General features: G+C 48.6%; 21 protein-coding genes. 11 read left to right on the top strand and 10 right to left on the bottom strand.

The window, feature by feature from the left end; translation table 11 throughout:
• Nucleotides 1-32 precede the first annotated feature (32 nt).
• The gene (locus BZG78_RS01685; protein ID WP_021022761.1) at nucleotides 33-773 is read left to right on the top strand and encodes a GntR family transcriptional regulator; all 741 of its coding nucleotides are present in this window, start codon (nucleotides 33-35) and stop codon (nucleotides 771-773) included.
• Nucleotides 774-877: 104 nt separating this feature from the next.
• Nucleotides 878-2,569, top strand: coding sequence for a choline dehydrogenase (gene betA, locus BZG78_RS01680; protein ID WP_077576524.1), 1,692 nt, complete (start codon nucleotides 878-880; stop codon nucleotides 2,567-2,569).
• A 50-nt stretch (nucleotides 2,570-2,619) separates the two neighbouring features.
• Here the strand turns inward: betA and BZG78_RS01675 are convergent, their stop codons facing one another.
• Genes BZG78_RS01675 through BZG78_RS01665 form a run of 3 tightly spaced genes read right to left on the bottom strand, consistent with a single transcriptional unit; the run spans nucleotide 2,620 to nucleotide 8,174 of the window.
• A complete protein-coding gene (locus tag BZG78_RS01675; protein WP_077660205.1) occupies nucleotides 2,620-4,596 on the bottom strand; it encodes an ATP-binding protein in 1,977 nt (658 codons plus the stop codon).
• Nucleotides 4,597-4,611: 15 nt separating this feature from the next.
• A complete protein-coding gene (locus BZG78_RS01670) occupies nucleotides 4,612-6,570 on the bottom strand; it encodes an ATP-binding protein (RefSeq protein WP_077660204.1) in 1,959 nt (652 codons plus the stop codon).
• Nucleotides 6,571-6,629: 59 nt separating this feature from the next.
• A complete protein-coding gene (locus tag BZG78_RS01665; protein ID WP_077660203.1) occupies nucleotides 6,630-8,174 on the bottom strand; it encodes a DUF3369 domain-containing protein in 1,545 nt (514 codons plus the stop codon).
• A 379-nt stretch (nucleotides 8,175-8,553) separates the two neighbouring features.
• Between BZG78_RS01665 and BZG78_RS01660 the strand changes: the two genes are divergently transcribed.
• The 3 genes from BZG78_RS01660 to BZG78_RS01650 all read left to right on the top strand — a co-directional run bounded on the left by BZG78_RS01660 (nucleotide 8,554) and on the right by BZG78_RS01650 (nucleotide 11,154).
• Nucleotides 8,554-10,437, top strand: a complete 1,884-nt coding sequence (locus BZG78_RS01660; protein WP_077660202.1) for a methyl-accepting chemotaxis protein — start codon at nucleotides 8,554-8,556, stop codon at nucleotides 10,435-10,437.
• 157 nt (nucleotides 10,438-10,594) lie between these two features.
• Nucleotides 10,595-10,828 (top strand): DUF3955 domain-containing protein, encoded by a 234-nt coding sequence (locus BZG78_RS01655; RefSeq protein WP_021022767.1) that lies wholly within the window; start codon nucleotides 10,595-10,597, stop codon nucleotides 10,826-10,828.
• A gap of 38 nt (nucleotides 10,829-10,866) precedes the next feature.
• On the top strand, nucleotides 10,867-11,154 hold the full coding sequence (locus tag BZG78_RS01650; protein ID WP_077660201.1) for a YrhK family protein: 288 nt from the start codon (nucleotides 10,867-10,869) through the stop codon (nucleotides 11,152-11,154).
• Between the two features lie 79 nt (nucleotides 11,155-11,233).
• Here BZG78_RS01650 and BZG78_RS01645 read toward each other — a convergent pair whose 3' ends face one another.
• From BZG78_RS01645 to BZG78_RS01635, 3 genes are read right to left on the bottom strand one after another with little or no spacing between them, the layout of a single operon-like run.
• The gene (locus BZG78_RS01645; protein ID WP_021022769.1) at nucleotides 11,234-11,554 is read right to left on the bottom strand and encodes an AzlD domain-containing protein; all 321 of its coding nucleotides are present in this window, start codon (nucleotides 11,552-11,554) and stop codon (nucleotides 11,234-11,236) included.
• A complete protein-coding gene (locus BZG78_RS01640; protein WP_077461281.1) occupies nucleotides 11,551-12,273 on the bottom strand; it encodes an AzlC family ABC transporter permease in 723 nt (240 codons plus the stop codon). The genes BZG78_RS01645 and BZG78_RS01640 overlap by 4 nt, the downstream gene beginning before the upstream one ends.
• A gap of 32 nt (nucleotides 12,274-12,305) precedes the next feature.
• Nucleotides 12,306-13,331 (bottom strand): Preprotein translocase subunit SecY, encoded by a 1,026-nt coding sequence (locus BZG78_RS01635; RefSeq protein ID WP_077660200.1) that lies wholly within the window; start codon nucleotides 13,329-13,331, stop codon nucleotides 12,306-12,308.
• Between the two features lie 370 nt (nucleotides 13,332-13,701).
• On the opposite strand from BZG78_RS01635, the gene BZG78_RS01630 reads away from it, so the two are divergent.
• Nucleotides 13,702-14,553 (top strand): universal stress protein, encoded by an 852-nt coding sequence (locus BZG78_RS01630; RefSeq protein WP_077660199.1) that lies wholly within the window; start codon nucleotides 13,702-13,704, stop codon nucleotides 14,551-14,553.
• A gap of 86 nt (nucleotides 14,554-14,639) precedes the next feature.
• On the opposite strand, the gene BZG78_RS01625 is transcribed toward BZG78_RS01630, so the two are convergent.
• The 3 genes from BZG78_RS01625 to BZG78_RS01615 all read right to left on the bottom strand — a co-directional run bounded on the left by BZG78_RS01625 (nucleotide 14,640) and on the right by BZG78_RS01615 (nucleotide 17,763).
• Nucleotides 14,640-15,188 (bottom strand): hypothetical protein, encoded by a 549-nt coding sequence (locus BZG78_RS01625; protein WP_021022772.1) that lies wholly within the window; start codon nucleotides 15,186-15,188, stop codon nucleotides 14,640-14,642.
• Between the two features lie 134 nt (nucleotides 15,189-15,322).
• Nucleotides 15,323-15,823 (bottom strand): response regulator, encoded by a 501-nt coding sequence (locus BZG78_RS01620; RefSeq protein WP_077660198.1) that lies wholly within the window; start codon nucleotides 15,821-15,823, stop codon nucleotides 15,323-15,325.
• Nucleotides 15,820-17,763 carry an ATP-binding protein gene (locus tag BZG78_RS01615; RefSeq protein ID WP_242412967.1) on the bottom strand — a complete coding sequence of 648 codons (1,944 nt, stop codon included), beginning with the start codon at nucleotides 17,761-17,763 and terminating at the stop codon, nucleotides 15,820-15,822. The genes BZG78_RS01620 and BZG78_RS01615 overlap by 4 nt, the downstream gene beginning before the upstream one ends.
• Before the next feature lie 271 nt (nucleotides 17,764-18,034).
• Here BZG78_RS01615 and BZG78_RS01610 point away from each other — a divergent pair, with 271 nt between their 5' ends.
• Both BZG78_RS01610 and BZG78_RS01605 read left to right on the top strand, forming a co-directional pair.
• Entirely contained in the window at nucleotides 18,035-19,321 is a 1,287-nt protein-coding gene (locus BZG78_RS01610) for a DUF945 family protein (protein WP_077660196.1), read from the top strand.
• 164 nt (nucleotides 19,322-19,485) lie between these two features.
• The gene (locus BZG78_RS01605; RefSeq protein WP_021022776.1) at nucleotides 19,486-20,226 is read left to right on the top strand and encodes a PilZ domain-containing protein; all 741 of its coding nucleotides are present in this window, start codon (nucleotides 19,486-19,488) and stop codon (nucleotides 20,224-20,226) included.
• Between the two features lie 44 nt (nucleotides 20,227-20,270).
• On the opposite strand, the gene BZG78_RS01600 is transcribed toward BZG78_RS01605, so the two are convergent.
• The gene (locus BZG78_RS01600; RefSeq protein WP_077660195.1) at nucleotides 20,271-21,902 is read right to left on the bottom strand and encodes a VRR-NUC domain-containing protein; all 1,632 of its coding nucleotides are present in this window, start codon (nucleotides 21,900-21,902) and stop codon (nucleotides 20,271-20,273) included.
• A 48-nt stretch (nucleotides 21,903-21,950) separates the two neighbouring features.
• Between BZG78_RS01600 and BZG78_RS15365 the strand changes: the two genes are divergently transcribed.
• The 3 genes from BZG78_RS15365 (at nucleotide 21,951) to BZG78_RS15375 (ending at nucleotide 26,876) form a co-directional block, all read left to right on the top strand.
• Nucleotides 21,951-23,432, top strand: a complete 1,482-nt coding sequence (locus tag BZG78_RS15365; protein WP_199877149.1) for a phosphatase PAP2 family protein — start codon at nucleotides 21,951-21,953, stop codon at nucleotides 23,430-23,432.
• A 127-nt stretch (nucleotides 23,433-23,559) separates the two neighbouring features.
• Nucleotides 23,560-26,652 carry an FAD-binding and (Fe-S)-binding domain-containing protein gene (locus BZG78_RS01585; RefSeq protein WP_077660194.1) on the top strand — a complete coding sequence of 1,031 codons (3,093 nt, stop codon included), beginning with the start codon at nucleotides 23,560-23,562 and terminating at the stop codon, nucleotides 26,650-26,652.
• A 68-nt stretch (nucleotides 26,653-26,720) separates the two neighbouring features.
• Complete coding sequence (locus BZG78_RS15375) at nucleotides 26,721-26,876, top strand: hypothetical protein (protein WP_158011776.1); 156 nt, start codon at nucleotides 26,721-26,723, stop codon at nucleotides 26,874-26,876.
• Nucleotides 26,877-26,911 lie beyond the last annotated feature (35 nt).

Below are 26,911 nucleotides of genomic sequence, written 5' to 3'. Positions count from 1 at the left end.
TAGTTTGGTAGGACCAAAAGCGAGGAGCCATCATGACAGCATCCACAACCAGTCTGTTTCATCCGGTACAAATGGGACGTGCCAGTGAAGACGTTGCCTTGCAGATCGAATCTGCGATTTTATCGGAAGCGCTGAAGCCGGGAGACAAGTTACCCAGTGAACGTGAGCTACAGCAACAGTTTGGGACGGGGCGTGGAGTGGTACGCGAGGCGATTCAATCACTCAAACAAAAAGGCTTGATTGAAATTCGTAAAGGGCAAAAAGGTGGGGCGGTTGTCCGCCAAGTTGACGTGCACAATATCAGCGAGTCACTGGCATTGTTCTTAAAACAAAGTCACGTCAAAGCAGACAAAGTGGCGGAATTTCGTGAAACCGTCGATCACAGCTTAGTACTGCTCGCGATCAGTCGTGGAACAATAGAACAAAAGCAACAGTTAAACGACAAGGTCGCCGAGCTTGCGGCACTTGCCAAAGATGATGAGCCCGATCTCGCTCGCTTAGGGGAGCTCGACCGAGCACTGAACTTGTTGATTGCTACCATGTCGGGAAATCCGATTTTTGAGTGGGTGATGCATGCGATACAGCAAGGGTTTAGCTCACACGACTATGCGCTTTATCAGGCGACGGATTACCGTCGTCTTACAGTGGAAAACTGGCAACAGACCGTTAACCACATTATCGCTGCGGAGCCGTTTAAGGCACAAGCAACGATTAGCCACCATTATCGGTTGCTACAACAATGCATTGATGCACAAGTATCAAGCGAATTATAAAAATCATCAAAAAGGAAACCTCTACACAATCATACCCATCACCCGTGTTGCGATTATTCCGGGCTTATGCCCTGCGCGCGGGAAGGACAAAAACTGGAGGTTTTATGGGACAGCAACAAAATTACGACTACATCATTGTTGGTGCAGGCTCGGCAGGCTGCGTACTGGCGAATCGTTTAAGTGCCAATCCAGATAACAAGGTGCTGTTACTCGAGGCGGGACGCCCTGACTATCGTATTGATTTTCGTATTCACATGCCTGCGGCGTTAACCTATCTGCTAACAGATAGCACCTATAACTGGCTCTATGAATCCGAGCCCGAACCGAATATGCATAATCGCCGCATTGCGCAGCCGCGCGGTAAAGTGCTGGGTGGTAGCAGTAGTATTAATGGCATGATTTATATTCGTGGTAATGCGTTGGATTATGAAAAGTGGGCCAACGATCACGGGCTGAAAAAATGGGATTATGCCCATTGCTTACCGTATTTCCGCAAGTGTGAGACGCGATTAAAAGGCCAAGATGACTATCATGGCAACAATGGTCCGCTGGCGATTGAAACCGCACAATGTGATAACCCTCTGTTTAGTGCGTTCTTTGACGCGACGCAACAAGCGGGCTATCCATTGACCGACGACGTGAATGGTTATCAGCAAGAAGGCTTTGGTATTTTTGATCAAAATATCTATCGCGGCCGTCGTCACAGTGCTGCCCGGGCGTATTTACACCCAGTGATGAACCGTAAAAATCTGACAGTACTGACAGGGGCAACGACCGATAAGATCGTGTTTGAAGGTAAAACCGCGATTGGGGTGGAATACCGTAAGTGGGGTCGCAAAAAAACCGCTTATGGGGCTGAAATTATCAGCTGCGGCGGCGCGATTAACTCACCCAAGCTCTTACAATTATCCGGTGTAGGTGATGAGAATACGCTGAAAAACTTAGGTATCAAACCGGTGCATCATTTGCCAGGCGTGGGAGAAAACTTACAAGATCACTTAGAGCTGTATGTGCAGTACGAATGTAAAGAGCCTGTGAGTATGTATCCGGCCTTGAAGTATCACAATCAGCCTAAAATTGGTTTTGATTGGCTTTTCCGTCGCAAGGGCGCGGCGGCGACCAATCATTTTGAAGCGGGTGGATTTGTGCGCGGTAACGACGAAGTCGCCTACCCGAACTTGCAGTTCCACTTTTTGCCGTTGGCGATCCGTTATGATGGTTCGGCGCCGAACAAAGGACATGGTTTCCAGTTACACGTTGGGCCGATGAATACTGATGTGCGTGGCCATGTCAAAATTCGTAGTACCAACCCGGATGAGAAGCCAGAGATCTTCTTTAACTACCTTTCAACGCCACAAGAGCGTAAAGAGTGGGTGGAAGCGATCCGTGTCTCTCGCGATATCATCGCCCAGCCGGCTTTTGATCATTTACGTGGCAAAGAGCTTTCGCCGGGCAGCGAGGCACAGACGGATCAGGAGATCCTCGACTTTGTGGCTCGAGAAGGGGAAAGTGCCTATCACCCAAGCTGCACATGTAAGATGGGCCTTGAAAGTGACGAAATGGCCGTGGTGGATGAATCGCTGAACGTCCATGGCGTGAATAACTTGCGTGTGGTGGATGCCTCCGTGTTCCCGGCGATCACCAATGGCAATTTGTACGCACCGACGATTATGGTGGCAGAAAAGGCCGCTGATATGATCATGGGCCACACGCTTTCGCCGGCGAAAGATGCGGAATACTACCGCTATCTTCCTGAGCATGCCCCCGCACCGGAAGAAGACGCGGCGCTGGCTTAAATTCGGTCTGCGTTAGGCGTTAATCACCAAGAGCCAGCCATGCTGGCTCTTTACTCGTTTAAAGCCCCGCCATTTTTTGTCTCTGTGTCTTCCAAATGGGGTGATACGTGGAGAAACTTGGGTAACGTTAATGTGACCGTCAGGCCTTGGTTAACGTCAGAGTCAAATTTGAGCTGGCCTTGCAGCTTTTGATACACCAAATTAAAAACAAGGTTCAGTCCCAATCCTGATCCTCCTTTGCCGCGCTTGCTCGTATAAAAGGGCTCAAAAATGCGTTGATGTAAGTCGGGAGGCACCCCCACACCATTGTCAGTATATACGATGCCAACCTCGTCGTTATGGTCTATCACTTTGATGTGGATATTCGGATTGCTTACCCCTTCAAAGGCATGACGAACGCTGTTCATCACTAAGTTTGAAATGACTTGCGTTAATACGCCCGGCAAGCTATTCATCAGTAGTTCCGCATCGCCCTCGACAACAGGTGTCACTGGGACTTTTTTCGTTTCAGGATGCAGGCTCCCTACGAGCGCATCCAGGGTTTGTACAGGACGGAATTGACTGCGGCTTTCAGAGACTTGATCGACTGCGGTTTGTTTAAAATCTCGAATCAAGCGGGCGGCACGATTGAGGTTATTTTCTAGCATGCCAGTGCCGTCTGTGATTTGTTGCATCCATTCTGTGTATTGTTGGCTGGTTAGCGTTTGCTGCTCGAACGCGGTATTTAAGCGTGAAACGGCCTCTTTAATTACTGAGTTGGCGGTTACGGCTATCCCAAGTGGTGTATTGACCTCGTGGGCGACACCGGCGACTAAACGTCCGAGCGCCGCGAGTTTTTCTGATTCGACCAACTGATTCTGTGCCGCTTTGAGATGGGCCATACTGTGTTCTAAATCTTGAGTCCGCGTTTCGACGGTAGCCTCCAAGGTTTGATTCAATTTTTCTAGCTCAAACTGTGTTTGCTTTAGCTCGGTAATATCAATTGCTGTCCCTCGAAAACCGACAAAGCCTTGATGGTTGAAATGCGCGACGCCCTGGAAAACAAAATAATAGGTATTGCCGTCGAGGGTGATCTGCTCCTCACACATGGTGAAGTTTTCACAGGCATCCATTTTGTTTAGCAGCGATGCGCAATGGATGAGTGCTGGAACCGCTTTTATTTTTGTGGGGGAATCAATGGAAATAGCCAACGCAGACTGCATTGCTTCTGAACAAAAGGTGAGTCGCTGTGTCGCGTCGGTTTCCCAAAGCCAGTCTGACGCAGCGTTAGTAAAGTCCGCTAATCGTTGTTGCTCTAAGATAATATTTTGATAAAGGTTACTTATCCGTAAGGTGATTTTATTGGTTTCGTCAGCGAGCCAGTCCAGTTCGTCATTTTTCTCCATGATAAACTTGCGATGTTTTAGGTTTAGCGGCTCATGAGTCGGTGCTAACGGATCAAACTGACGTAAATGCTTGGCGATGGCGAATACTCTCTGGCTGACACTTTGGTGAAATACCCACAGGATTAACGCGCAGACAATCAGTGTTTTAACGCCATTAAGAAGCAGCGTGACTAAAAATTGTTGTAGTAACACGTCATAGATTTTTTGTGTGTCTGATTCAATCTTTAAAACCCCGAGCTCGATACGACGCTCGGTGTCTGGGTGTACGTAAGTCAGCACTGTTTCGCTCGTGACCGTGCTTTGTGTGTTGGGTTGACCGGCATCTAAAACAACCCCATCAAACTCAACGGATAGGTAATCAATATAGGGTAAATTAACCAGACCATTGAGGCGGTTCTGCGCACTGACCAGATCAAAGACCCAGAGTGAGGATGCAAGCAGATCTGCATGTACATTCTTGATTTCATATTGGCGTTTATCAACGTTATTGAATGCCTCTTCATAGTCCCATGATAGTTGCAAGAGCGTTGTCATGATGGTGAAAACGCCGCTGAGAAGCACCATCAATAAAATGATCCGCCGTCCAACAATGCTAAACAGTGGATGACTTAACCCTTGTTCAAATTTGTGCAGCTTTCCCATGCTCTTTTTGTCGCCTTAGTGCTTGTCTTTGCTTACGTTGCGCGAGCTGCGAGTCGATAAGCTCAAAGGGATTAAAAACATAAATTTAGCGCCTTTTCCTGGCTCTGATTCAAATTGAAGCTCGCCTTCTAACTTTTGCCGAACCAAATTAAATACCAGATTCAGCCCTAGGCCTGATCCGCCACGTCCGCGTTTAGTGGTATAAAAAGGTTCAAAGATACGATGATGCAAAGCGGGATCAATACCACATCCGTTGTCCTGATAACTGAGGTACAGATGGTCGTCTTGTGTTTCAAATTCAATAATGATTTCAGGCGATTGAGTATCCTCAAAAGCATGATTGATACTGTTCATGACAAGGTTTGAGATAATTTGAGTGATCACACCAGGCAAACTGTGCATTCGTACGTTGTTATCGCCTACAACTTCTGGCATCACTGGAACTTTACGCGTTTCTGGGTGCAGGCTAGCAATCAATGCATCTAAGGTTTGTTTGACATCGAATTCAGTGAGTGCTTCAGAGACTTGATCGACCGCGGTTTGTTTAAAGTCGCGAATAAGACGTGTGGCACGTGTTAGGTTATGCTCGAGCATTTGTATGCTCTCATTCGCCTGCTTCATTAAAGAAGCAAACTGCGTACTGGTCAGGGTTTGGTTTTCAAATGCTTGATTGAGTGTTTTGGTGACGTCTTGAACAACCGAGGAGGCGGTAACCGCGATCCCCAACGGGGTATTAACTTCATGTGCAACGCCGGCAACTAAGCTGCCTAACGCGGCCAGTTTCTCTGACTCGACTAACTGTTCTTGCGCCGCTGTTAGGTGTTCCATACTTTCTTGCAGCTCTCTGGTTCGCTCATCTACCGTTAACTCTAGATTTTGGTTCAACGCTTCCAGTTCAAATTGCGCGGCTTTAAGCTCAGTGATATCAATGCCGGTACCACGAAACCCCCGAAAGCCATTCACACCATGATGGGCGATCGCTTGAAATACAAAATAACGGCTTTGCTCTCCGAATGGGATGGTTTCTTCACACATGGCAAAGTCTTGTTGATGATTAAGATAAGTCACAAATTGCTGACAGCCAATGCCATGCACTAAGTCTTTGAGGTTGGGAAAGCGATTGGCCCCTAAACCGAATGCTTGTCGCATTGGCTCAGAACAAAAAGTGAGCTTGAGATCGGCATCGGTTTCCCAGAGCCAGTCAGAAGATACATGGGTAAAGTCCGATAGCCGTTCACGCTCTAACATAATATTACGGTAAAGCGTTGACATATTATTGGTGATTTTATTCGTTTCGTCGGCAAGCCAGTCGAGCTCATCCTCTCTTTCCATAATGAAGCGCTTTCTCGGCAAAATGAGTTTTTCTTCTTTGGGATCGAGTGGGTTGTAGTGGCGAAGAAATTGCGCAATTTTAAAGACTCTTTGACTGACGGTATAATGAAAGACTAAGAGAATGAAGAAGCAAACCAGTAAGGTTTTTATGAGGTTGAGTAGCAAGGTAATAAAAAAACGCTGCGTCAATTCGGTATAGATGGTCTGGATATTTGACTCAACATAGACGGTACCGACGCGCTGCGTTTTACCTGTATCAGGGTCATCATATTCCAGTGGGTACTCATTCACCATCTTTTTCAGGTCGACTGGCTTGCCTGCCTCAAAAAGATAGTTTTCGGACCGTATGGCTAGGTAGTCAACATGAGGAAGGTTGACTAATCCATCGATTCGCTCTTGAACACTGGTGAGATCGTAAATCCACAGTGAGCTCGCGATTAATTCGGCGTGGATATGCTCAATTTCATCATGGCGATTTTCGACTTGACTAAAGGCTTCATCATACTGCCAATAGCTCTGCAACACTGTGGTCAATAGCGTGAAAAAACCGCTGAGACAAACCATAATCAGCAGAATGCGTCGGCCTACCAGGCTGAAGAAAGGGTTACGAATGCTGTCATCGAATTTATGGCTTCGGGTCATAGATAGACTGGCGCGCTGTAATGATGATTAAGAGAAAAATCTAAATGTAAATCTTCAATTCAATCTGGGTACGCTTCCCTAATGGCAACGAAGTCATCCCAATGCTCAAGGAGTAAATCGACGAGCTTGGGTTCAAAATGTTTGCCGCGTTGCGCTAACAACTCATGACGGATATCGTCATCTGTCCACGCTTCTTTGTAAGACCGTTTAGACCCTAGCGCATCAAATACATCGGCCAAGGCTGAAATGCGCCCGCTAATCGGGATTGCCTCTGCGGCTAGCTGGTTAGGATAGCCACTGCCGTCCCACTTTTCATGATGTGTGGCTGCTATTTCCTTGGCTTCTAAGATTAATCGTCGCTTTGAATGGCTCAGTATTTCTACGCCATATTCAACGTGTTTTTTCATGATGTCCCACTCTTCTGCATTGAGCTTACCGGGTTTATGTAAAATCGCGTCAGGAATGGCGACTTTACCCACATCATGCAGCGGTGAGCTATGTTTCATCAGCATCGTTTTTTGTTCATCCAGCCCATACAGCTCGCCCAGTTTTTCACAAAATAAAGACACACGTTGTACATGAGCGCCGGTTTCTTTACTCCGCGCTTCAACGGCATTGGCAAGGTTGTACACCAACTCTTTGGAGGTTTCGCGAAGATCCACCATGAGGCTGAGGTTCTCAAAGGTTAAACCAATGTTCTGCATATAGATTTTGAGTAAATGCTGATCTAATTCTGAAAGAGTTGTCGCGTGGTTGACGTACAACAGAAATTCGACATCCTCATCATCACGATGGAATAGAACAAACCCATCATCAAACTGAATACTCGTCCGAGTTTCGAGGGCTTGTTTGCATCGAGCTGATACAATAGGAGGCAGTTTTTCAAACGCGCACTCGGTATAGCAGTCCACATATTCACCGGTCGCGGCGAGGGTTAACGCTCTTGTTTCTTCGGCGCCTGGGCGTGGTTGTACCACGCAATAAAAGGCAGAATCGTGAATATGAAGCAGTGAGGTAAGCTGTTCTAACACCGCAGTGGCGTAATGTTGAAGATTAGTGGTGTTCTGTACATTGGCTGATGCCTCAATCACGCGCTTAAGGCCTTGCTTTTGTTCTTCTATCGTACATAGATCGCGATACGAGCGGAGCATCGAGTAAAGTAAGGTTTTCAGCTTTTGTGTCGTCAGTTCGGTTTTTTCTTTGTAATCATCAATGTCATAGTCACGAATTACGCTATCTTCTGGTGCCTGTCCCGCTTGACCTGTGCGTAGCACTAGCCGAATAACATGATCGTTCATTTCGTCACGAATATAGCGTACTAGGTCAAGTCCAGCGTGTTCGGTTTCCATCACCACATCGACAAGCGCTAAGGCAATGTCCTGCTCTCGCTGTAAAATCTCTTTTGCTTCCTGACCTGATAAGGCAGAAAGCAGCTCTAGCGGGCGTCCTTGAAAAGTGAACCCTGTCAGCGCTAGCCGTGTCACTTCATGCATCAGATCATCGTCATCAATCAGCAGTATACGCCATGGCGTTGCCGCCGACGCTGTATTTGTGTCAGTAGACTTGGGCGCTGCGCCGTCACGTTGATCTGCAAACAAGTCCATTCAATTCGCCCCTATTAGCGTTTATCTCAATTAGTTAAAGCCTAGTGTAGGTCATTAAAAGTTGCGAGGTGAGAATAAGAATTTGGATGTTGAACGTAATATTCAACTTTTCAGCTTGTTACATTTATCTGATCTGGCGCAGGCAACCCGCTACCATGCCTGTTAAGCTGTGAGTGCGATACAATAACAGTGACCGTAAGCTTAGGTTTGTTGCAGCATGTGGTCTGTTTTATAGCCAGTTAACAACAGACTGAGTAACCCTTTCACAAAAATGTTGTGATGGACCTATCAGTTGTTTGGCGCCCATTTTGCCGGGCGTCAGGAACACTGTTTTACTGAAATTATAATTAACACATTATGACGGACTAACAAGGCAGTTATGTTTAAAAAACTTTCCCTCAAGCACAAGCTGGCGGTCTCTGCCGGACTTGCCATTATTATCGGTGGCTTTCTGGTCGAGGCGCTTTCTTTTAGAGCYTCTTTGTCGCGACTCGATACAGAAGTGGCGCAACGACTAGAGAGTACAACGGCGTCGTATAATCAGTATGTGTCGGATTGGGTGGCATCCAAAGAGCGAGCCATGACATCACTGACCCGCGAAGCGGATCCAGACAACATGGTTACTCACCTCAAACAGGTTCGCGATTCGGGCGGATTTGATAATGTCTTTCTCGCGTATCCGGACGGTAGCCAAGATAATGCCAATGGGGTGGTGTTGCCGCCGGGTAATGACGATCCTAGAAAATGGGGCTGGTACACCAATGCCAAGGCTTCGCCGTCTAATGTGTTTATGGATAATCCAACGGTAGCTGCAGCAACGGGGGCGAATGTTGTCTCATTGGGTAAAGCATTGCAGTTTAATGGGCAAACCTTGGTGTTGGGCGCAGATGTAGAGATTGGCGATATCATCGAGGGCTTGGAGAAAGTTATTTTGCCTGGTAGTGGTTATATGTTTATTGCCAACCAGGATGGCAATATCTTTACTCATGCGAACACCGATCTGCTTAATCAATCCATCAGTGAACTAGGGTTATCGTTTAATACGATAAAATCGGCGATGAATTCCGGTGGGAGTGTCACCGCTGAGGTAGGCGGCGCTGAAAGTGTCGTTTACGCAAAAGCGATCAAAGATACCGATTTGATCACGGTGACCGTCATTAATTACGACTCCTTAGTGGCACCACTGTTTGATGCAGTGTGGGGGCAAATTGCGGTCACTATTGCGGTTGTTATTGCATGTACGCTGTTATTTAACTTACTGGTTAATATACTGTTTAGGCCGTTAACCAATGTTTCTAACGCGTTGGAGCAAATTGCTCATGGTAGCGGTGATCTTACGCAACGGATTGAGGTAGAAAGCGACGATGAAGTGGGGCAGTTGGCAAAAAACTTCAACACTTTCGTTGGCAGTATGCATCAGCTCATCAGCCACATTCGTGAACAAGCGCAGCAGTTGACCTCGCAATCAGATAGCAGTACTGAACGCGCTCGCCGTAACGTAGATGATATTAATCAACAGCAACAAGAAGTCACTATGGTAGCCACGGCGGTTACTGAACTGGCCTCCGCCACGCAAGAGATTGCTTCTCACGCGGAGCACACGGCCAGTACAGCGCAAGCGTCGACGGAGAGTACCGATAACGGGCGTGCGGTGGTTGAAAATACCAAAACATCGATCACACGCTTATCGGATGAACTCAAGCAGGCGAGCACCATCGTTGCCGAGTTGGACAAACACTCGCAAGAGATTTCAACCGTATTATCGACCATTCAAGGTATTGCCGAGCAAACCAATCTGTTGGCATTGAATGCGGCGATCGAGGCGGCACGTGCGGGTGAACAAGGTCGCGGTTTTGCGGTGGTAGCCGACGAAGTTCGTATCTTATCGCAACGTACACACGCCTCCACAGAAGAAATCAAATCAACGATCGAGACCTTGCAAACCACGACTGCTAGCGCTGTGTCGACCATGGAAAGCAGTTCATCCCTGGCGGGCGATTCGGTTGCTGATGTTGATAAAGCTACTGCGGCGCTGAGTGAAATTGATGCGGCGGTAAATCAGATCAGTGATATGGCGACGCAAATTGCCACGGCAGCGGAAGAGCAGACTCATGTCACGAGTGAAATTACACAGAATATTACCTCAATCAAGGATGTGTCTGAGCACTTAGTACACAGCGCTAACGATACCTCACAAGAGGCGGATAATCTGCGTCATCAAGCCACCAAACTGAACGACAAAGTCTCGACCTACAAGCTGTAGGTTCGATGATTTATTGGTGTTAAGCTAATCACGTAGGCCAGCGTTCACCTTGGTACCAACATGGTGAACGCTTTTTTTTGAAAAAAATGCAAAAAACAGGGAACTTCTGAGACAGTAGTCAGTCACAAAGGGTACTGAAGCAATTAAAAAAGGTTTTATGTTAACCCTACTGCGACATTTTCGTACATCTTTTATCTTCTTTCTACTCGGCATCGGTTGCCTGCTCGCTTTCAACCTTTCCACACCACAAATAGCTGCAAACAGTTCGATACAAGAGCTATTCGCCTTCATTCCCCTTGCATGGTTGTTTTTAGGCATGAGTGCTGTCACCTTCTTCTTGAATATGGTGCAGACGATGCTGGGGATTAAACGCCAACACATTGACTGTTAATGCCATCGATTATTAATACCAAGGTCCAGAGGAAGCAAATGATACAGCGTAATGGCCGAGAGCTGGATATTGATATTGGTAATAAGCATTTTGCGATTCAGCGTCGTTATGAAGCCTTTGGTGCATTTAACGACCTGTTGATTGCGATCTGGTTTTTGATTGGAAGCTTCTTTTTTCTCAATGATGCATTGATAGAAAGCGGCACCTGGCTCTTTATCGTCGGGAGTGCGCAGCTTCTGCTCAAGCCGAGTATCAAATTAACAGGATTGGTGCACGTCTCACGCGTGCAGCAACGTGTTCAAAAGCAACGTGTTCAAAATAACTGATGTTCATATGTGAATCACAGATATATTGAAGATGATGAAAAAGGCGGGTAAATGCTCCCGCCTTTTGTTTTTCTATGCGTTAGCCGAACACCTGTAGCTGAAGGGCAACAAAGAAGCCAATCGATATCCCGACGACTAATAACGTTGATAAACGGGTGCACGCTAAGCCAATGGCAACCATCGCGCCTAGCAAATAAGGGTTGGTAGTAGAGATAGCCAGTTTATCTTCGGGAAAGAAGACAATCGGCACCCACAGCGCGGTCAATACCGCCGGTGCTGAGTAGGTAAGCAGCCGTTGCAATCGAGGACCGATGCGCACAGGCACACTGCGTGCAAGCAGAAGGTAGCGCACGGAGAAGGTGATCAACGCCATGGCGACGATCATTAACCAATAGTTCATGATGTCATCCTCCTAGCGGGTAGCGATTCAGCGAGCAACCCCGACGCCATACCAATTCCGGTTGCCATAATCAGCGCATGGGGGATCTGGTAATAGGTGAGTAGCAACATGCTTAAACCGCTCGCTAAAGCGCACAGTAAAACGGGCCGTGTTTTTATACTGGGTACCGTGAGCGCGATGAATGTTGCCGCAATGGCAAAGTCGAGCCCAATGGCCTCCAATGCTTTAAGTTGTGACCCCGCCAAAATGCCCGCTAAGGTGGCAAGATTCCAACCGATGTAAAACGCCGCGCCGGTATAAAGGGCATAATGTTTAGAAAACCTATCGTGCTTGCGAGTATGTGCGGTTGAAAGTGCATACATTTCGTCAGTCAATAAGAAGCCAAGGCCGAGGCGCCACTTGAGAGGCAAAGGAGTAATGTACTGACGAAAGTGTGCGCCATATAACAGGTGGCGTGCGCTGATCACCAAAGTAGAACCCAACACGGCGGGTAGGCCAGCCGCACTGCCGACCATCATGGTGCCGGACAACTGCACTGCACCCGCGAAAACGAGTAATGACATCGCCTGTGTTTGCAAGGCACTAAAGCCCATTTGCAGCCCTAATGAGCCACATAAAATTCCCCACGGGAGAACGGCGAGGCAAAGCGGACTAACATCGCCTAATGCGCGCCATAGCGATGCTTTGGGAGCATGCAGCTCTTGTGCAGCGTTATGCATAGGTCACCTTCTTGTTGTGTTTTCCGTCTAGTCTAACCGACCCAATGATAATGATGGTTAGGTTTTTTGGCGACGAGCCCCTCTTTTTGCAATTGAGTAAAAAGCGCATCGACAGTGTCTTGGCTTAGCGCATACTCAGTGCTTACCGCTTTTTTACTACAGCGTATCGTTTTGGCAGCAAGTGCGGTTTTTATATCGGTATAAGGGAACCCAAGCGTCTCATCGTTAGGCGTTTCAGGCAAGGAGGTTGCTTGGTCTGAGGCCGTCTGGGTCTCGCGCGATGTTGCAGGTGCAGTCGCGTTTAAAGGGCCGCTGTGTGGGTGATGGTACCAGTGGCGAAAGCGTTGTTCCTCACCGATGACGCCAACAAAAAAAGCCGCGAATAAATCTAATAATACGGAAAGAAATATCACCAGCCAAGATTGGGCCTGATCAGTGCTCACCCCTAAGGTATTGGCGAGATTACTGATGAGTCCTAAAACGGAGCCTTGAGCCACCGCCGGTAAACTGTCACGCGTTAATGCCAGTTGTTGTTGTTCTTTGCGCAACTGGGTGTTTTCCCGTTGCAGCCGTGCCACACCCGTCGCAATTCTATCTAGCTCAATATACCGTTCAGCGGCCTCGTTATTCAGTGCAATTTGCTGCTCAATTGCTTCAATTTGGCGGTCATAAGCCGCGACCTTGGCTTGGCCTTGTTGCTGCTCACTCTGTGCTGCATTCGTGGCACTGTTAATGCCGCCGATGCTACCGCCAATCGAGATTAGAGCCAAAATGAGATAAAAACCGAGTGCCGAGGCGGCGCCAGTATAGTTACCGTGGGCACGACGTTCGCCAAACTCATACCAAGCATAAAACTTACCTGCTTCAAAAATGACAGCAAGCGCGCCAAACAACCACTGCATTAACGGGTTGTCATCAAGCGAGAGAAATAAAAGGAGCGAGAAAATCGTTGAGGCCACAATCGCGGCACTGGTAAAGCTGTAAACACTCACTATCGAAAAGCGGCCCTTTGGGAAACGATAGGTATCTCGAGGGAAAGGCCCGGCAACTGGATTCATGCTGTCTTTTTATCCTGACGAAATGAAGAAGTCGCAAAGCCTAGCGCAGATCGTGGCGTTTGTGTGTTAGTCAGGTGTGAAAATTCGAATGAACGCCTGATTCCTCACCAACCTGCGTTAAAAGGCATCGTCAGTGAGAAAAAGACATCGTCAGTTTGGTGAACCAAGGTGTGATTTGCCCTGTTACTGTCAGGATACCGGATATCTAAGTATAAAAGTGGCGGGATCAATTTTTTACCGGTTTACGCTTTACGAAACGCGAGTGTCTGTCACTATCAATGGCATAGTGGCAAATGTGATAAAGAGCTGATCGTTGTCAGCAAATGATTGAGTGAATGGGCAGCGATATTCAACAAAGAGGAGAGAAGGTTTGGAGCAACGGATCCTAGCATGCGTCGATGGCCCGCATTATTCAAAGCCAGTGGCAGCGTTGAGCATTTGGGCGGCAAGCCGTCTGTCTGTACCCTTAACACTACTCCATGTGCTGGATAAATCGTCTCGCCAGCCGGAGCCTGAACTATCCGGTAACTTAGCTGCAGGCAGTCGAGAGCAACTATTACAAGAATTGGTTGAGCTAGATGGTCAGCGCGCTAAGCTCGAAATGAAGCATGGGAAAGTGCTACTTTCCGAGCTGGCAGACGACGCCAAAGCGAAAGGTTTGGGTGATGTTAGCACCTTGCAACGTCATGGCAACTTGGTTGAAACCTTGCTTGAGCTGGAAGCGCAAACGCGTGTCTTGGTGCTGGGAAAATCTGGTGAAGTACATCAAAGTGATGCTAGAGCCATCGGTTCACAACTTGAAAGTGTCGTGCGTTCAATTAAGGCACATACGCTGATTGCTAATGGTGAGTTCTCGGCACCTGACAGTTATTTGCTCGCATTTGACGGCAGTGACATCAGCGAAAAGCTGGTGGAGAAGGCGCTCGTCACCCCATTATTAGCGGGAATGACTTGTCACTTAGTGATGGTAGAAGATTCGCAAGAGAAATTGGCTGCTTTTAAACGGGCGGCTGAGCGATTGCAAGCGGCAGGCGTCAATGTCGCGCAAGCGCAACTCACGGGTGAGGTACACCGAGCAATCTTAGATTATCAAGCGTCAAATCAAGTGGGTATGATTGTGATGGGGGCGTACGGGCATTCAAAACTACGTCAGTTCTTTGTCGGAAGTAACACCACCAAGCTGCTGATTGAATCGACGGTACCCATGTTATTGATTCGCTGAGGGCTGGGCAGAAGCTAACCTTCGTCACTGACAGAAAAATAAAAACCCGCATCAAAGCGGGTTTTTTGATCTTGGCTGTATCGCTATCAGTACTTAAAGCGTGTCGTAAACATAAACTGATCGCCATACCACTCGTTAACCCGGTATGCTGCGCCTAACGAGAACAGTTCGGTTGCGTGGAATCGACCGTAAGCAGAGCCAAACGTATCTTCTTCATCATCCACGGTGAGTAGACCGATTTCACCGCCCACTTCAACTTGTGGCCCCAACCATTGGCGAATACCAAGATTGATTTCTAAACCCACATCGCTGTTGAAGTTCTCTTTATTGACGCCGCGCGCAAGCAATTCACCGGTCAAGTCTGCCCAGTTATTGATCGGTGCATGAAAACCAATCCCTGCAGCGGTATCCCAATCCGAATCAAACTCGGTATCTGCTTCAACACGAATGTGCGCATTAGGGTGAATAGACATGCTAAATCCTGCACCATAGGTGAGGGGGCTAACACCGACACGTCCTTCCAAGTAATCGTAACTAAAATTACTCATGGTGGTGAGGTTGGCGTCTTCTTCATTGGCCACGGCGCTGAAAGAAGCCAACGCGACAATCGCGCTAGCTAAAAGAGATTTACGCATTATCAATTCCACTTGTTATTGGTGTTGAAATCATTCTATAAGACGATTGCGCGCTGAAACAAGCACATCCGCCCGTCATTTAGGCTTTTTTACGCATTTCTGACCCAATGCGCGGTTATGGCAATAAATTGGGACTATTCGCCGTCCATATTCCATTTGTTGCGGTTAATCGCCTCCACGACACGCGGGGTATCGAGTACGCTAGCCCAAGGGAACAAATTGGGTTCGTGAGCAACCACATAGCTGGTTAATTGATCGGTCACCACGCTCACTAAGGTGTCTTTCTGCCACGGTTTTGCGAGATAATAGTGCAAACTGGCATGATTCACCGCTGATACTGTATCTTCCAGCCCTGCTTGACCCGTGAGTAAGACCTTGCGTGCCGAAGCGGTTTGAGGCTGACTAGCCAGCTCAATGAGAAAATCGACGCCTAATTCACCTGGCATAATGTGATCACACAAGATAAGTGCCAGTTGTGTTCCTTCCGTGGCCATATCGCGAATCACATCGCGTGCCTCGGAAACGGACTCGGCGGCTTCGACCTCAAAGTGATCGGTAAAACCTTGCAAATCGTCTATCACGCTATCGAGGACATCGCGTTCATCATCCACACATAAAATTAAATATTGGCTCATGTTTGTGGCTCCTTATTGGCAGAGGCGGGGAGTGCTATGGGTAAGGTGACTGTCATCGTGGTGCCGTTCCCGAGTTGGGAGCGGACCTGAATATCCCCCCCTTGCTGATGAACAATGGTTTGACACATGGTCAGGCCAATACCCAAACCAAAATGCCCCTCGCGCTTGGTGGTGTAGTTTAACGCGAACATTTTTTCTTGCTGTTCTTGCGTCATTCCTATCCCCGTATCCGTCACCGATACTTGAATCATGCCAGATGCTTGGTCGTTAAGGGTTTTAACTGTCACGGTAAGTGTGCCCGGCTCTGGCATCGCATCCAGTGCGTTGGCAATAAGGTTGGTCCAAACCTGTGCCAAAGCTGATGGCTGAGTGATAATGTCAGGCACCCAGTCATAGTACTTTTCTAATTGGTGCGGTTTGAGTCGGTGTTCGAATAACGTCAGGGTGTCATCAATGCTTTCAATAATATGAGTACGCTGGCGCTGTTCGCTGTCTTGGCGCGCATAGGTGCGTAAGCTTTTGACCAGATCGGCGATCCGACCGGCACAGACATGATTAGAGCGTAATAGGCGACCACAACGGGCGTATTGCTTCCAAGTCGCCAATTCAGTGTCAAAATGTGATCCCAAACGTTGTTGCCAGTTGGTCACCGTATCTTGTTGATACAGGCCAATATTCACCAGGTCTCGTGCCGTGCGTTTATTCCCGGTCATTTCACTTAGCGTACGTGTATGTGCTCGCGCGGTGGCGGTTGATAGCGGGGTGCTGTTGCGGTTGTTTTGCAAAAGGGTAAGGGCTTGTTCGCGGCTGGCAGCATCAAGGGGCGTTTTTGCGACGTGCTCTAAAGCGTCGGCAAGTGCGTCGCTATTACGTAAAATCGCGGAAACAGGGTTATTGAGTTCATGTGCGACACCGGCGACCAGCTGGCCCAGGAGCGCCATTTTTTCTTTTTCTAACAACTGGCGATTGGCCTCATCCAGAGAAGCGAGTGTTTGCTGTAGCTGGATTTCGGTATCAATGCTGCGCTTTAAGCGTTGGTTAAAATGCAATAGTAGGTATTGAATAAACAGGGGTAACAGCTCTGAGCGGCTGGTCATTATTTTGCTAAATAGCGTATGGTCGATTTTGATCACCCGGGTGCGAGTGAGTGTGCGCCCAGTCGAGAAAGAGACCTCGCCAGTGACAAACGACATGCTACCAATCAAACTGCCGGCAGAGAGGGTAGAGACATGGTGCACTTGCCCTTTATCATCGGTTTTATAGAGCCCAACGTCGCCTTCGGCAATAAACCATAAAAATGCGTTATCTTGGTTTTCTTTCGTGAGTACATGGTTGGCGCTGTAGGTTCGACAGGCACGGCTTTCGTCATTGCCGTCAAAAAAGGCATAAAGGCCAGCAATCACTCGGTCGGCAATGTCTGCTTTATTGCTTTCGGCTGGCGCGAGCAATTGTGACTGAAATTGGTTAATCTCACGTTCGACTTGCGCATCCAGTAAGGTGCGATGATCCAGCACTTCGCTATAACGCAATAGATCGTGTTGGCAATGCCGCAAGACATAGGTTGTGAGTTCTTTCTCTGCAACCCGCTGTAATTCATCTGCTCGCCACGGCTTGTGCATGCAATAATTTAACCGACCCTCATTGACTGCCTGCAAAATGACATCGTACTGCGGCGCTTCGCTGAGCAAAATAGTACGCGCCCCTTTACTGGCGGCATGGTTGTCAACGTTGACTAATAAATCAATGCCATCATTGTTCCCAGGCGCGTTATGACAAATCAATAACGCCACCTGTTGCTCGTTCGCTTTCAAATCATGTAACAACGCATAGGCATCGTCAGGGGTGTCAGTACTGCATAGATCAAAGACATCGCGAAACGGCGCGAGGTCGTGAGAGAGCTTTTCCACCGCGAGAGGGTCTTGGTCAATGCACAATATCACATAAGGGTTCATACACTCTGCCGATTTGTCGCGAATTCGCTTTGATTATAGGCATTTATTCGCTTCAATGATGCGAAATGGTCGACATTCATGAACATATCCTGCTAAACCTCGCAACCTGAATGCGCGCGCCCATCGTGACCTATTCGATGGATAGACAAATGATGCTTGCTGACTGACTTAAACCTGTATCCCAATCTATTAGTATATTATCGTCAGCGTCCATTTTTGGTTACACTAATGGTTTTCGTGTCCTTGGAGCAAAAAAGACATGTTTTTAGGAAAGTATGGCGCCATTGCCGGCGGCCTTGCGGTGGTTGCATGTTGGCCATTTGCAACGGGCCAAATTGCGCACTCAATGTATGAGCGTGAAGTGGATCAACGCACAACCGCAGATTTTACGCTCGAGAAACAGACCTATGAGCGAGGCTACTTAAGCTCACAAGCGGTTACGCGTGTCCAGTTTAAGGGCGAGAGTAAAGCATTATTGGAGCAGTCAGGGTTACCGGTTGCCTACGAGATCACATCAGAGATATCTCACGGTATATTGGGGGTCTCGTCGAGCAATACCTTGGTAATGACCCCAGAGCTACAACAAATTACTCAAAAGATATGGCCAGGTAATCCGACACCGGTTCGCTTAGATCTTGATACGCTACTGACCGGCGCCTCTGACTATCATCTGACGGTGGCGCCTTTCTCGCTTTCGGAGTCAAACAGCAATCTAACCGCAAGTGAGCTGAGTGTTAAAGGCGAGATTGACCGCAAAGGACGCGGTAAAGCAACCTTCTCACTGCCTGCTCTCGCCTTTAATGATGATAATGGCCAACAGTTGAAAGTTGATACCATCACAGGGAGCGGCCAAGGTTATCTGCAAGAGGGATTATGGATTGGTAATCAGTCGCTCTCGATTGAGCAAGCGCAGCTAGATAACGGCAATGGTCAATCGGTCCAGCTTGCTCAGGTTGAGCTTGAAATTGGCAATGAGCTGGTTGAATCGGCGTCAGCGCGGTCGCTGAATAATACCAATCAACTCACCGTTGGTGAGATAACGTTGCCAGATCAAACCCGTTGGCGCAACTTGGTGGTCGCGTTAGATGCTAACCACCTTGATTATACGGCTATGTCTCAGATCGCATTGCTATCGTCACAGTGGCAAGAGGGCCCGGCGCCGGGAAGTGCGTCTGCGATGGAACAAGCCGTTGTGGATTTGTTGCAGTCGGGATTATCGGTTAATTTGTCGCCGGCAAGCCTGACGCTTCCAGAAGGGGACGTTAGCGTTGATATGCGCCTTGAGCTAAGCGGTGGCGACGCCACGGGTGAGTTTGGCCTGAATCAGCTGGTGAGTCAGTTGTCTGGCAATCTGGATGTGGCGGTACCAAACGTGTTGCTTTCACGCTCGCCATGGCGAGAAAAAGTCAGTAACTTATCCAGTGCGGGGTTCGTCACGCAGTCGGAAAAAATAACCACGCTTACCGCCCGGATTGAAGGCAATCAAGTGGTTGGTTCGAGCGGCAATACGGTACCTTTAATGCAGTTTGTTATGTACCTGCTGTAGCCAACGGCTGTTATCGTTAACGTGTAATAGTTTGATGTGTTGACAGCTTGACGTGTCAACAGCTTGACGCGCCAATAACGCATTACGTGCGCGTCATGGCTTCCAAGTGGTAACGGGGATTGAATTTGCCGTTACCTTTGTTCTCTTAACCGCAAGAATTTAGAATGATGCAGTCTTTGCCTCAGCTTAAGGCCAAAAAATATAGAACCGTAAGAGAAGACACCGTCATTGGTCTGCGAGCCGTGGCATTCATGAAACACGGAACGACCACCCAGGTACAAATTAAAACCCCGGTGGGGCAAACATATCGCTCTGACTGTACCTTTATCGGTTTTGATGGCGAAAAACGGTTGTTCTTTTCTCTGCCCACGGAAAACCTCAATCAGGTTAATCAATTTTTTATTGAAGGTTATCGCCTCGCCGTGGATGCCGTTTCTGATGAGGGTGAAGGCGCGAAAGTACGGTTTGCATCCAAAATTTCCACCGTACTCAAAGCGCCCGTTAATTTGGTGGTGGTTGAGCTACCACAGCAAGCCAAATTGATTCAACAGCGCAAAGATAATCGTTATGAATTAAATGTGAAAGGTGAAGTTCCTCTAGGTAGTCGTCGTTTGTCGGTCAATCTTACCGATATTTCTGCAGGTGGCTGTGGGTTTAGTTTTGATGCTATTGCGCCCGTTTTTGAAAAGCACCATCAAATCGCGATACAAATCCAAGCGCCCGATAGCGACGATTGCTTTGTATTAAGCGGGCAAGTGGAAAACCGTCAGCAAAAATGGGGAATGCAACGCTACGGCGTATCGTTTGACCGCGGTGGCCTTAAACACTGTGAAGCCTTGATTAAACGACTTGTTTACGATGGCTCGCACTACATCTTTAATCCTCATACTGAAGACGCTAAGTGACAACGTCACATACATTGATCGTTTCTATTGACGATTAGACCTGACTAGCTGTTTGACGTAGCTGAAGTGACATAGACCACTTTGGCACAAATGCCATTCTGGTGAAAAAACTGAAGCCAGCGGCTTTGATGAGGCTGCAACACATCTCCTGGGCCTTTCACTTCCACCCATTGGTAGGCATCGCCTCGACACATAAACAAATCGGGGTGACCGCGTCGATTATGGCGTCGATCGAACAAAATACGCTTAAAACACGCGCTTAGCTGTGTGTCGCTGAGGGCGTGTAAGGCGGCGTCAAGCAGCGGCCATTCAATCACAGACCAGTTGACCCAATCATTACTGAGCCCCTGTTTTTGTTGATAGTGTCGTGCTATCCAATCGCGTGCTTGATTAATGTTTGCCAAGCGCGCATGAATTTGGGGCTGTCTTTTGGTGACAAAGTCGTCGCTATACAGGTCGCGCGGGCCACGTTGAAATGGATTCACAAAGGCGCCACTGATGGGTAAAAACAGAATGTCCCAAAAAAAGAGCCCGAACAGCGCATTCAGCAAACTGTTTTCGCTATACCATACTTGCCAGCCTTGGCATCGATAATACGCCGCAACGTCCCATTCCACCCGATGTTCAAGGGGGAGTGTCAATGTCTCACTATCCACAATGGCAGGATTGACTGAGTTTGTCGGCACCAAACGGGCATGCTCTCGGAGGGGCTTTTGTTTGGCGATACGACAGGCGACGTCATATTCCTCTTCATCGTGAGGCGCGTCGAGCATGGCCGCAATGATGCGTGATGCGTCATCAATATAACCTTGTTTAATCAACATGCGAGCTTGTCGCTCCCGGCTTGGTGGTTGCGTGGTGGTTTGGTAAAGCAATGTGGCACAAGGGAAGTCATCGTGGCGCTCAAACTCACGTGCAATACGATTAACTAAGCGTTGCCGTTTGCGCTCAAGTGGCGGCCACTCAAACGGCTGAGGAAGGTGCGATTGTAGCGCAAGAATCAACGCTGGGCGCTTGGCTTTTTTTGCTTGCCAAACCGTGTCGGTAAGCGCAGACAAGTGAAGCCAATCATCAATGTGTTGGCGGTGTTGAAATAAACGCTCAGACTGACTAACAGGATACAATTCAAATTGCTGAATACCGAGCTCGGCGACGACAAATTGGCTCAAATCTTGGCGTGAATTACCAAAATACAATAACAACAAGACGGGGAGTAGGTCCGGTTGGTGGCAAACGACTAGCGCGTAGGGACTGATGAGCGGATCGTCATAGGTGTCAGTGATCGCTGTTTGCCACTGTGTCTTACTCGCACTTTTCGCTAAGGCCACCGCTGGAAACGCATCGATCAATTGCGCCTTACTCAGTAGGTTAAATAAGACGTCAGCGGGAGCAGTATCGGTGATGCTGACAAATCCGTTATCGGCCAAGTTGTGGAGCAGTGGCCTGGTGTCTCCGAGCTCGGGATAGATCAGTTTGTCGGCTAAGAAGTAATCATGGCGGCGCATCAATAAACGGACCAGCAAACATTGGGCTTTGAAGCTAAGCTGTTGAAAGCAGGTAAGCCAAGCCCGTTCTTTGCCTGTGAGCAGATCCCAGTCACGTTCAGACACTAAACCGATCAAGCTTTGAAAGTTATGATGGTAATAATAGGGGCTGAGAGGGTCTGGCTGTGTCATTCTTTTTCCTTATCTTTTATCAGGACAGGTGCATTCAGGAGCCGCCGAATGAAACGGAGTATCGCTGTACTATTGTCAGTATTTAGTTGGTGGGTGTCGAGTTATGCCTTAGCACAAGGTGACGATACGTTTTCAACGGAGCAAGGGATCGCAGGGGTCGCCTGTGTGATTACCGATCCTGCTGGGCGACTACTGTTGATAAAAGATAGAGTCACCGGGCGATATGGTTTACCCGGTGGACGAGTGAATTTGACTGAATCACCGACCCGAGCCCTGGCGCGTGAAGTGTTTGAAGAAACGGCTCTTCGCGTCAATGTGGGGAAGGTCGCTCACAAAGATAAACGTGGGGTATTGTTTGCTTGCCAAAGCCAAACGCCGCTACCGGTTGTCTCGAACGCCAATGGCACAGGCGTGTTGCCGGTTTGGCAGGCGCTGCACTTTGGATCTGAAATCGATAAAGCTTTGTTAATACCGCCTGCACAGGCAGGCGACTATCGCTATCGATTTAAAGATCGCGGTGAGTTGCTATGGTCTCTGGCGGCAAAAACGCCTAGCAGTGATGTCGCTGCTTTAGCGGATTTTAGTGCCCTAGCGCCTGCCTTTTACGTAAGTCAGTATGGCCTCGTCTCTGGCCTACAAACGGCGGTCGCGCACTTGGGCGATGTCGCGAGCGCGATGACTAAACGCTTATTCAGACTGATCAACATTTTAGGAGAAATTGCATTTTACGTTGCCTTGGTACCACTATTTCTTATTTTTCGTGGCCATAAATCGGCGCTGTCGCTGCTTTTTCTTTTGATCAGTGCGGCGACTGTCTCTATCACGTTAAAAACAGGATTTGCGATGCCAAGACCGTTTTACCTATGGCCTGACTTGCAAATCGGTAAGGCAAGTGGCTTTACGGTGCCAAGCGGTCACACCTTATTAGCGGCAGCCGTTGTCACCGCCTGGTACCTAAAGCGTCGTGATACGCATGGACAGGCATATGGGTCGTTAGTGCTTGCTTTGGCGGTGATGATTTTGATGGGGCTCAACCGCATGTATTTGGGCGTTCACTTTGCTAGTGATGTGGTGATTGGCGCCTTAGTGGGAAGCAGCCTAGCCTGGGCAACCGTGAAAATAGATGCAGTGACCATAGGGAAAGATCGACCGCTACTGACCACCGGTCGGCTGTGGCTATTGGTCTGTGCGTTGCTAGCATTATTGGCGTTAGCATTAAAGTTACCCGATCTGCTCTACTTAGCCGCATTAAGCGCTGGGATATATACCGGCCAGGTCTGGCACAAGCTTTTCCCCAGTCATAAACCGGCCGCGAGCATGATGGGAAAACTATTGACCTTGGCCTGGATTTTCTTGGGGGTCGCTGGGCTGCTTCTGGCTGCTTGGGGCGTGGTGCAGGTGACGGGAATGAGTTGGATTGTCTTGATCGTTGTCTCCATGGCAGCGTGGAGTTTAGGGCCTTGGGTTTTGATTGCGAGCCCAGAGCTTGCGAGATGGTCAAGCACCAGGCTCGGTTGGCGGGAATGGTGATAAGGGTTTAAGGATTGACTCGCGAAGGATTTACCCTGTGATCGCTTTGGCTGTGCCAAGAGTTAAGGTAAAGTAGGCGCATAACTAAAATTGCACCAGGCATGGTGATACTCGCACAGGAACCGCAATGATACCGGCAATACACCCACAGGCGGGCTTGTCGTCCGCCGTCGTTGATTTTCTTACCGCTTTGCAAGACGCGGGTTTTCAGGGCGATATCGAATCGACCTACGCAAGCCGTCTGGCGGTAGCGACGGATAACAGTGTGTACCAAGCACTGCCTCAAGCCGTTCTTTTCCCGTCGTCGGTTGATGATCTGCGCATCATTGGTGAGACCGTTCAAGCCCCTCCTTTCAGTGACATTAAGTTTTCGCCACGCGGCGGCGGCACAGGAACAAATGGTCAGTCACTGACCCAACATGTGGTGGTGGATATCTCCCGTCATATGAACCAGGTTTTAGAGGTCAATCCTGAACAAGGGTGGGTGCGTGTTCAAGCTGGGGTGATTAAAGATCAGCTCAATGATGTATTGCGTCCGTATGGCTACTTTTTCTCGCCGGATTTATCGACCAGTAATCGCGCCACGATCGGTGGGATGATCAATACCGATGCATCGGGGCAGGGGTCGTTACGTTACGGCAAAACGTCGGATCATGTGCTGGGCTTAAAAGCTGTATTGATTGATGGCAGTGTGTTGGATACCCAACCGCTTAAGCCGGAGCCGCTCAAGCAAGCGATGGCGCGAGGTGATTTAACCGGACGTGCTCTGGAAACCGTGTCGTCCGTATGTCGCGAACATCGTGATCTGATCACTGACACCTTTCCGCCACTCAACCGATTTTTGACTGGGTATGATCTTAAACATGTTTACGATCAAACAGTAACGGAATTCGATATTGGCCGTGTGCTCTGTGGCGCCGAGGGGTCTTTAGCCTTCATCGCCGAAGCCAAGCTCAATATTACGCCCATTCCAAGTGTACGCACCTTGGTGAACATCAAATATGACAGCTTCGATTCAGCGTTGCGTAATGCGCCCATGATGGTAGAAGCCAAGGCGCTTTCAGTTGAAACCATTGATGCTAAAGTCCTTGATTTAGCGCGTAATGATATTGTGTGGCATACCGTCAGTGATCTGCTGGAGGATGTGCCGGGTAAGGTCATGCACGGCATTAATATGGTCGAGTTTGCTGGCAATGATGCCGACGACATTGAGGCACAAATTACGACCCTGTGTGAGCAACTCGATCGCTTGATAGCGAAACAGCAAAAAGGCGTGATTGGTTATCAGATCTGCCGTGATCTGGCGTCGATTAATAAAATCTATGCCATGCGCAAAAAATCGGTTGGATTACTGGGCGCGACGAAAGGCAAGGCCAAACCTGTAGCCTTCACCGAAGACACCTGTGTGCCACCAGAAAACTTGGCGGACTTTATCAGTGAGTTCCGCGCATTACTCGATAGCCATCATCTGCACTATGGCATGTTTGGCCATGTCGATGCAGGGGTATTGCATGTGCGCCCCGCGCTTGACTTGTGCGATCCCGAACAAGAGCGGGTGATGAAAACCATTTCTGATCAGGTCGTAGCACTGGTGGCGAAATACGGCGGATTGATGTGGGGCGAACATGGTAAAGGCTATCGCTCTGAGTACGGTCCTGCCTTTTTTGGTGAGACTCTGTTCAGGCAATTGCGTCGGGTAAAAGCGGCCTTTGATCCGCAAAACCGGATGAATCCTGGAAAGATTTGTACCCCGATTCACAGCGACGATGCTTTGGTGCAGGTCGATGATACCAAGCGTGGTTTTTATGACCGCCAGATCCCGGTTGAGGTTAGAGATAGCTTTAAAGGCGCGATGGAATGCAATGGCAACGGGTTGTGCTTTAACTATGATACGTCGTCACCCATGTGTCCGTCGATGAAAGTCAGTTATGACCGTCGACACTCACCTAAAGGCCGGGCAGGGATTGTGCGCGAGTGGTTACGTTTGCTCGCGGAGCAGGGCGTTGATCCGTTGGATGTCGAGCAAGCACTCATGACGCAATCTCCCTCAGTCCGTGAAATGATGGCGAAATTCGGGCGTTACTTTACCCGCCAAAAAGAGGCGGATGACTTTAGCCATGAGGTCATGGAAGCGATGAGTGGCTGCCTGGCGTGTAAAGCGTGCGCCAGTCAGTGTCCGATTAAAGTCGATGTCCCCAGCTTTCGTTCCCGGTTTATGCAGTTGTACTACAGCCGTTATCCGCGTCCGATTAAAGATCATCTGGTCGCAAATATTGAAAGCTTGCTGCCATTAATGGCTAAAGCGCCTAGGTTAGTCAATGCCGCAACCCAACCCCAGTGGGCACAAGGCTTAACAGCCAAACTCATTGGTTACACCGATACACCCGCTTTATCGGTGCCGACATTGGCCCAGGCATTGGCAGGCGATCATGCCCTCAAATTTGATCTCGAGTGGCTACAAGCCTTGTCCACGCAAGAGCGTGAAAACTATGTGTTGATCGTGCAAGACCCGTTTACCAGTTTTTATGAAGCGCCACTGATTCACGACTTGATCAAGTTGGTCCGTCGACTGGGAAAAGTGCCGATGCTGATTCCCTTTAAGCCCAACGGTAAAGCACAACACGTAAAAGGTTTTCTACGACGTTTTGCCCAAACCGCGCGTAATACTGCTGGTTTTTTAAATCAGCTAGCGGCGCTGAATATTCCGATGGTGGGTGTCGATCCTGCTTTAGTGCTGTGTTACCGCGATGAATATCAAGAGGCGCTGGGCCGTTATCGTGGTGATTTTAACGTCCTACTGAGCCATGAGTGGTTAACGAATGTGGTGCCTAGCCTACCAGCAAAGGCTGAGCATACGTCCGAGCCTTGGTACTTATTTGGTCATTGCACAGAAAAAACGCAGTTACCTTATGCAGAGCAACAGTGGGTTGATTTATTCGCCCATTTTGGCGCAGAGCTTAAACCCGTTTCTGTAGGATGCTGTGGCATGGCGGGTACCTATGGCCATGAAGCCGATAAGCGCGATACCTCAGAAGCCATCTATGATTTAAGTTGGTCACCTAAACTGGCTGACTTACCCAAAGAGCGGGTTGTCGCAACTGGGTATTCGTGCCGTAGCCAAGTGAAGCGATTTAGTGAGACACCGCTGTTGCATCCACTGCAGGTATTATTGCGACTTGCGCATACGCGCACTGATCTTGCGTGCTCTGGCAACGTATAAATTAAAGGATTGCACCTGTGGTTATTTCGCGTACAGTAAAATAAAGAGCTAAAAGCTAAGGCAAACAAATGCTTAAAACAGTTGTTATTATCTTGCTAGTTTTACTCGGTATTACCGCTGCGCAATACTTGGAAGAGAGCACGCAGAAAAAAATTGCTTGGGTCATTGGGGCCATTGCATGCGTGCTGGCATTGGGCGTCATCATTATGGAGCTTATCCGTTAGCCAAGGCCGTAATCACCATCGCTTATATTGGCCTA

The sequence above is a fragment of the Salinivibrio sp. MA351 genome, from assembly GCF_001996065.1.
In the GTDB taxonomy this organism is placed as follows: Bacteria; Pseudomonadota; Gammaproteobacteria; order Enterobacterales; family Vibrionaceae; genus Salinivibrio; species Salinivibrio costicola.
This window is presented reverse-complemented; position numbering and strand designations above follow the sequence as displayed.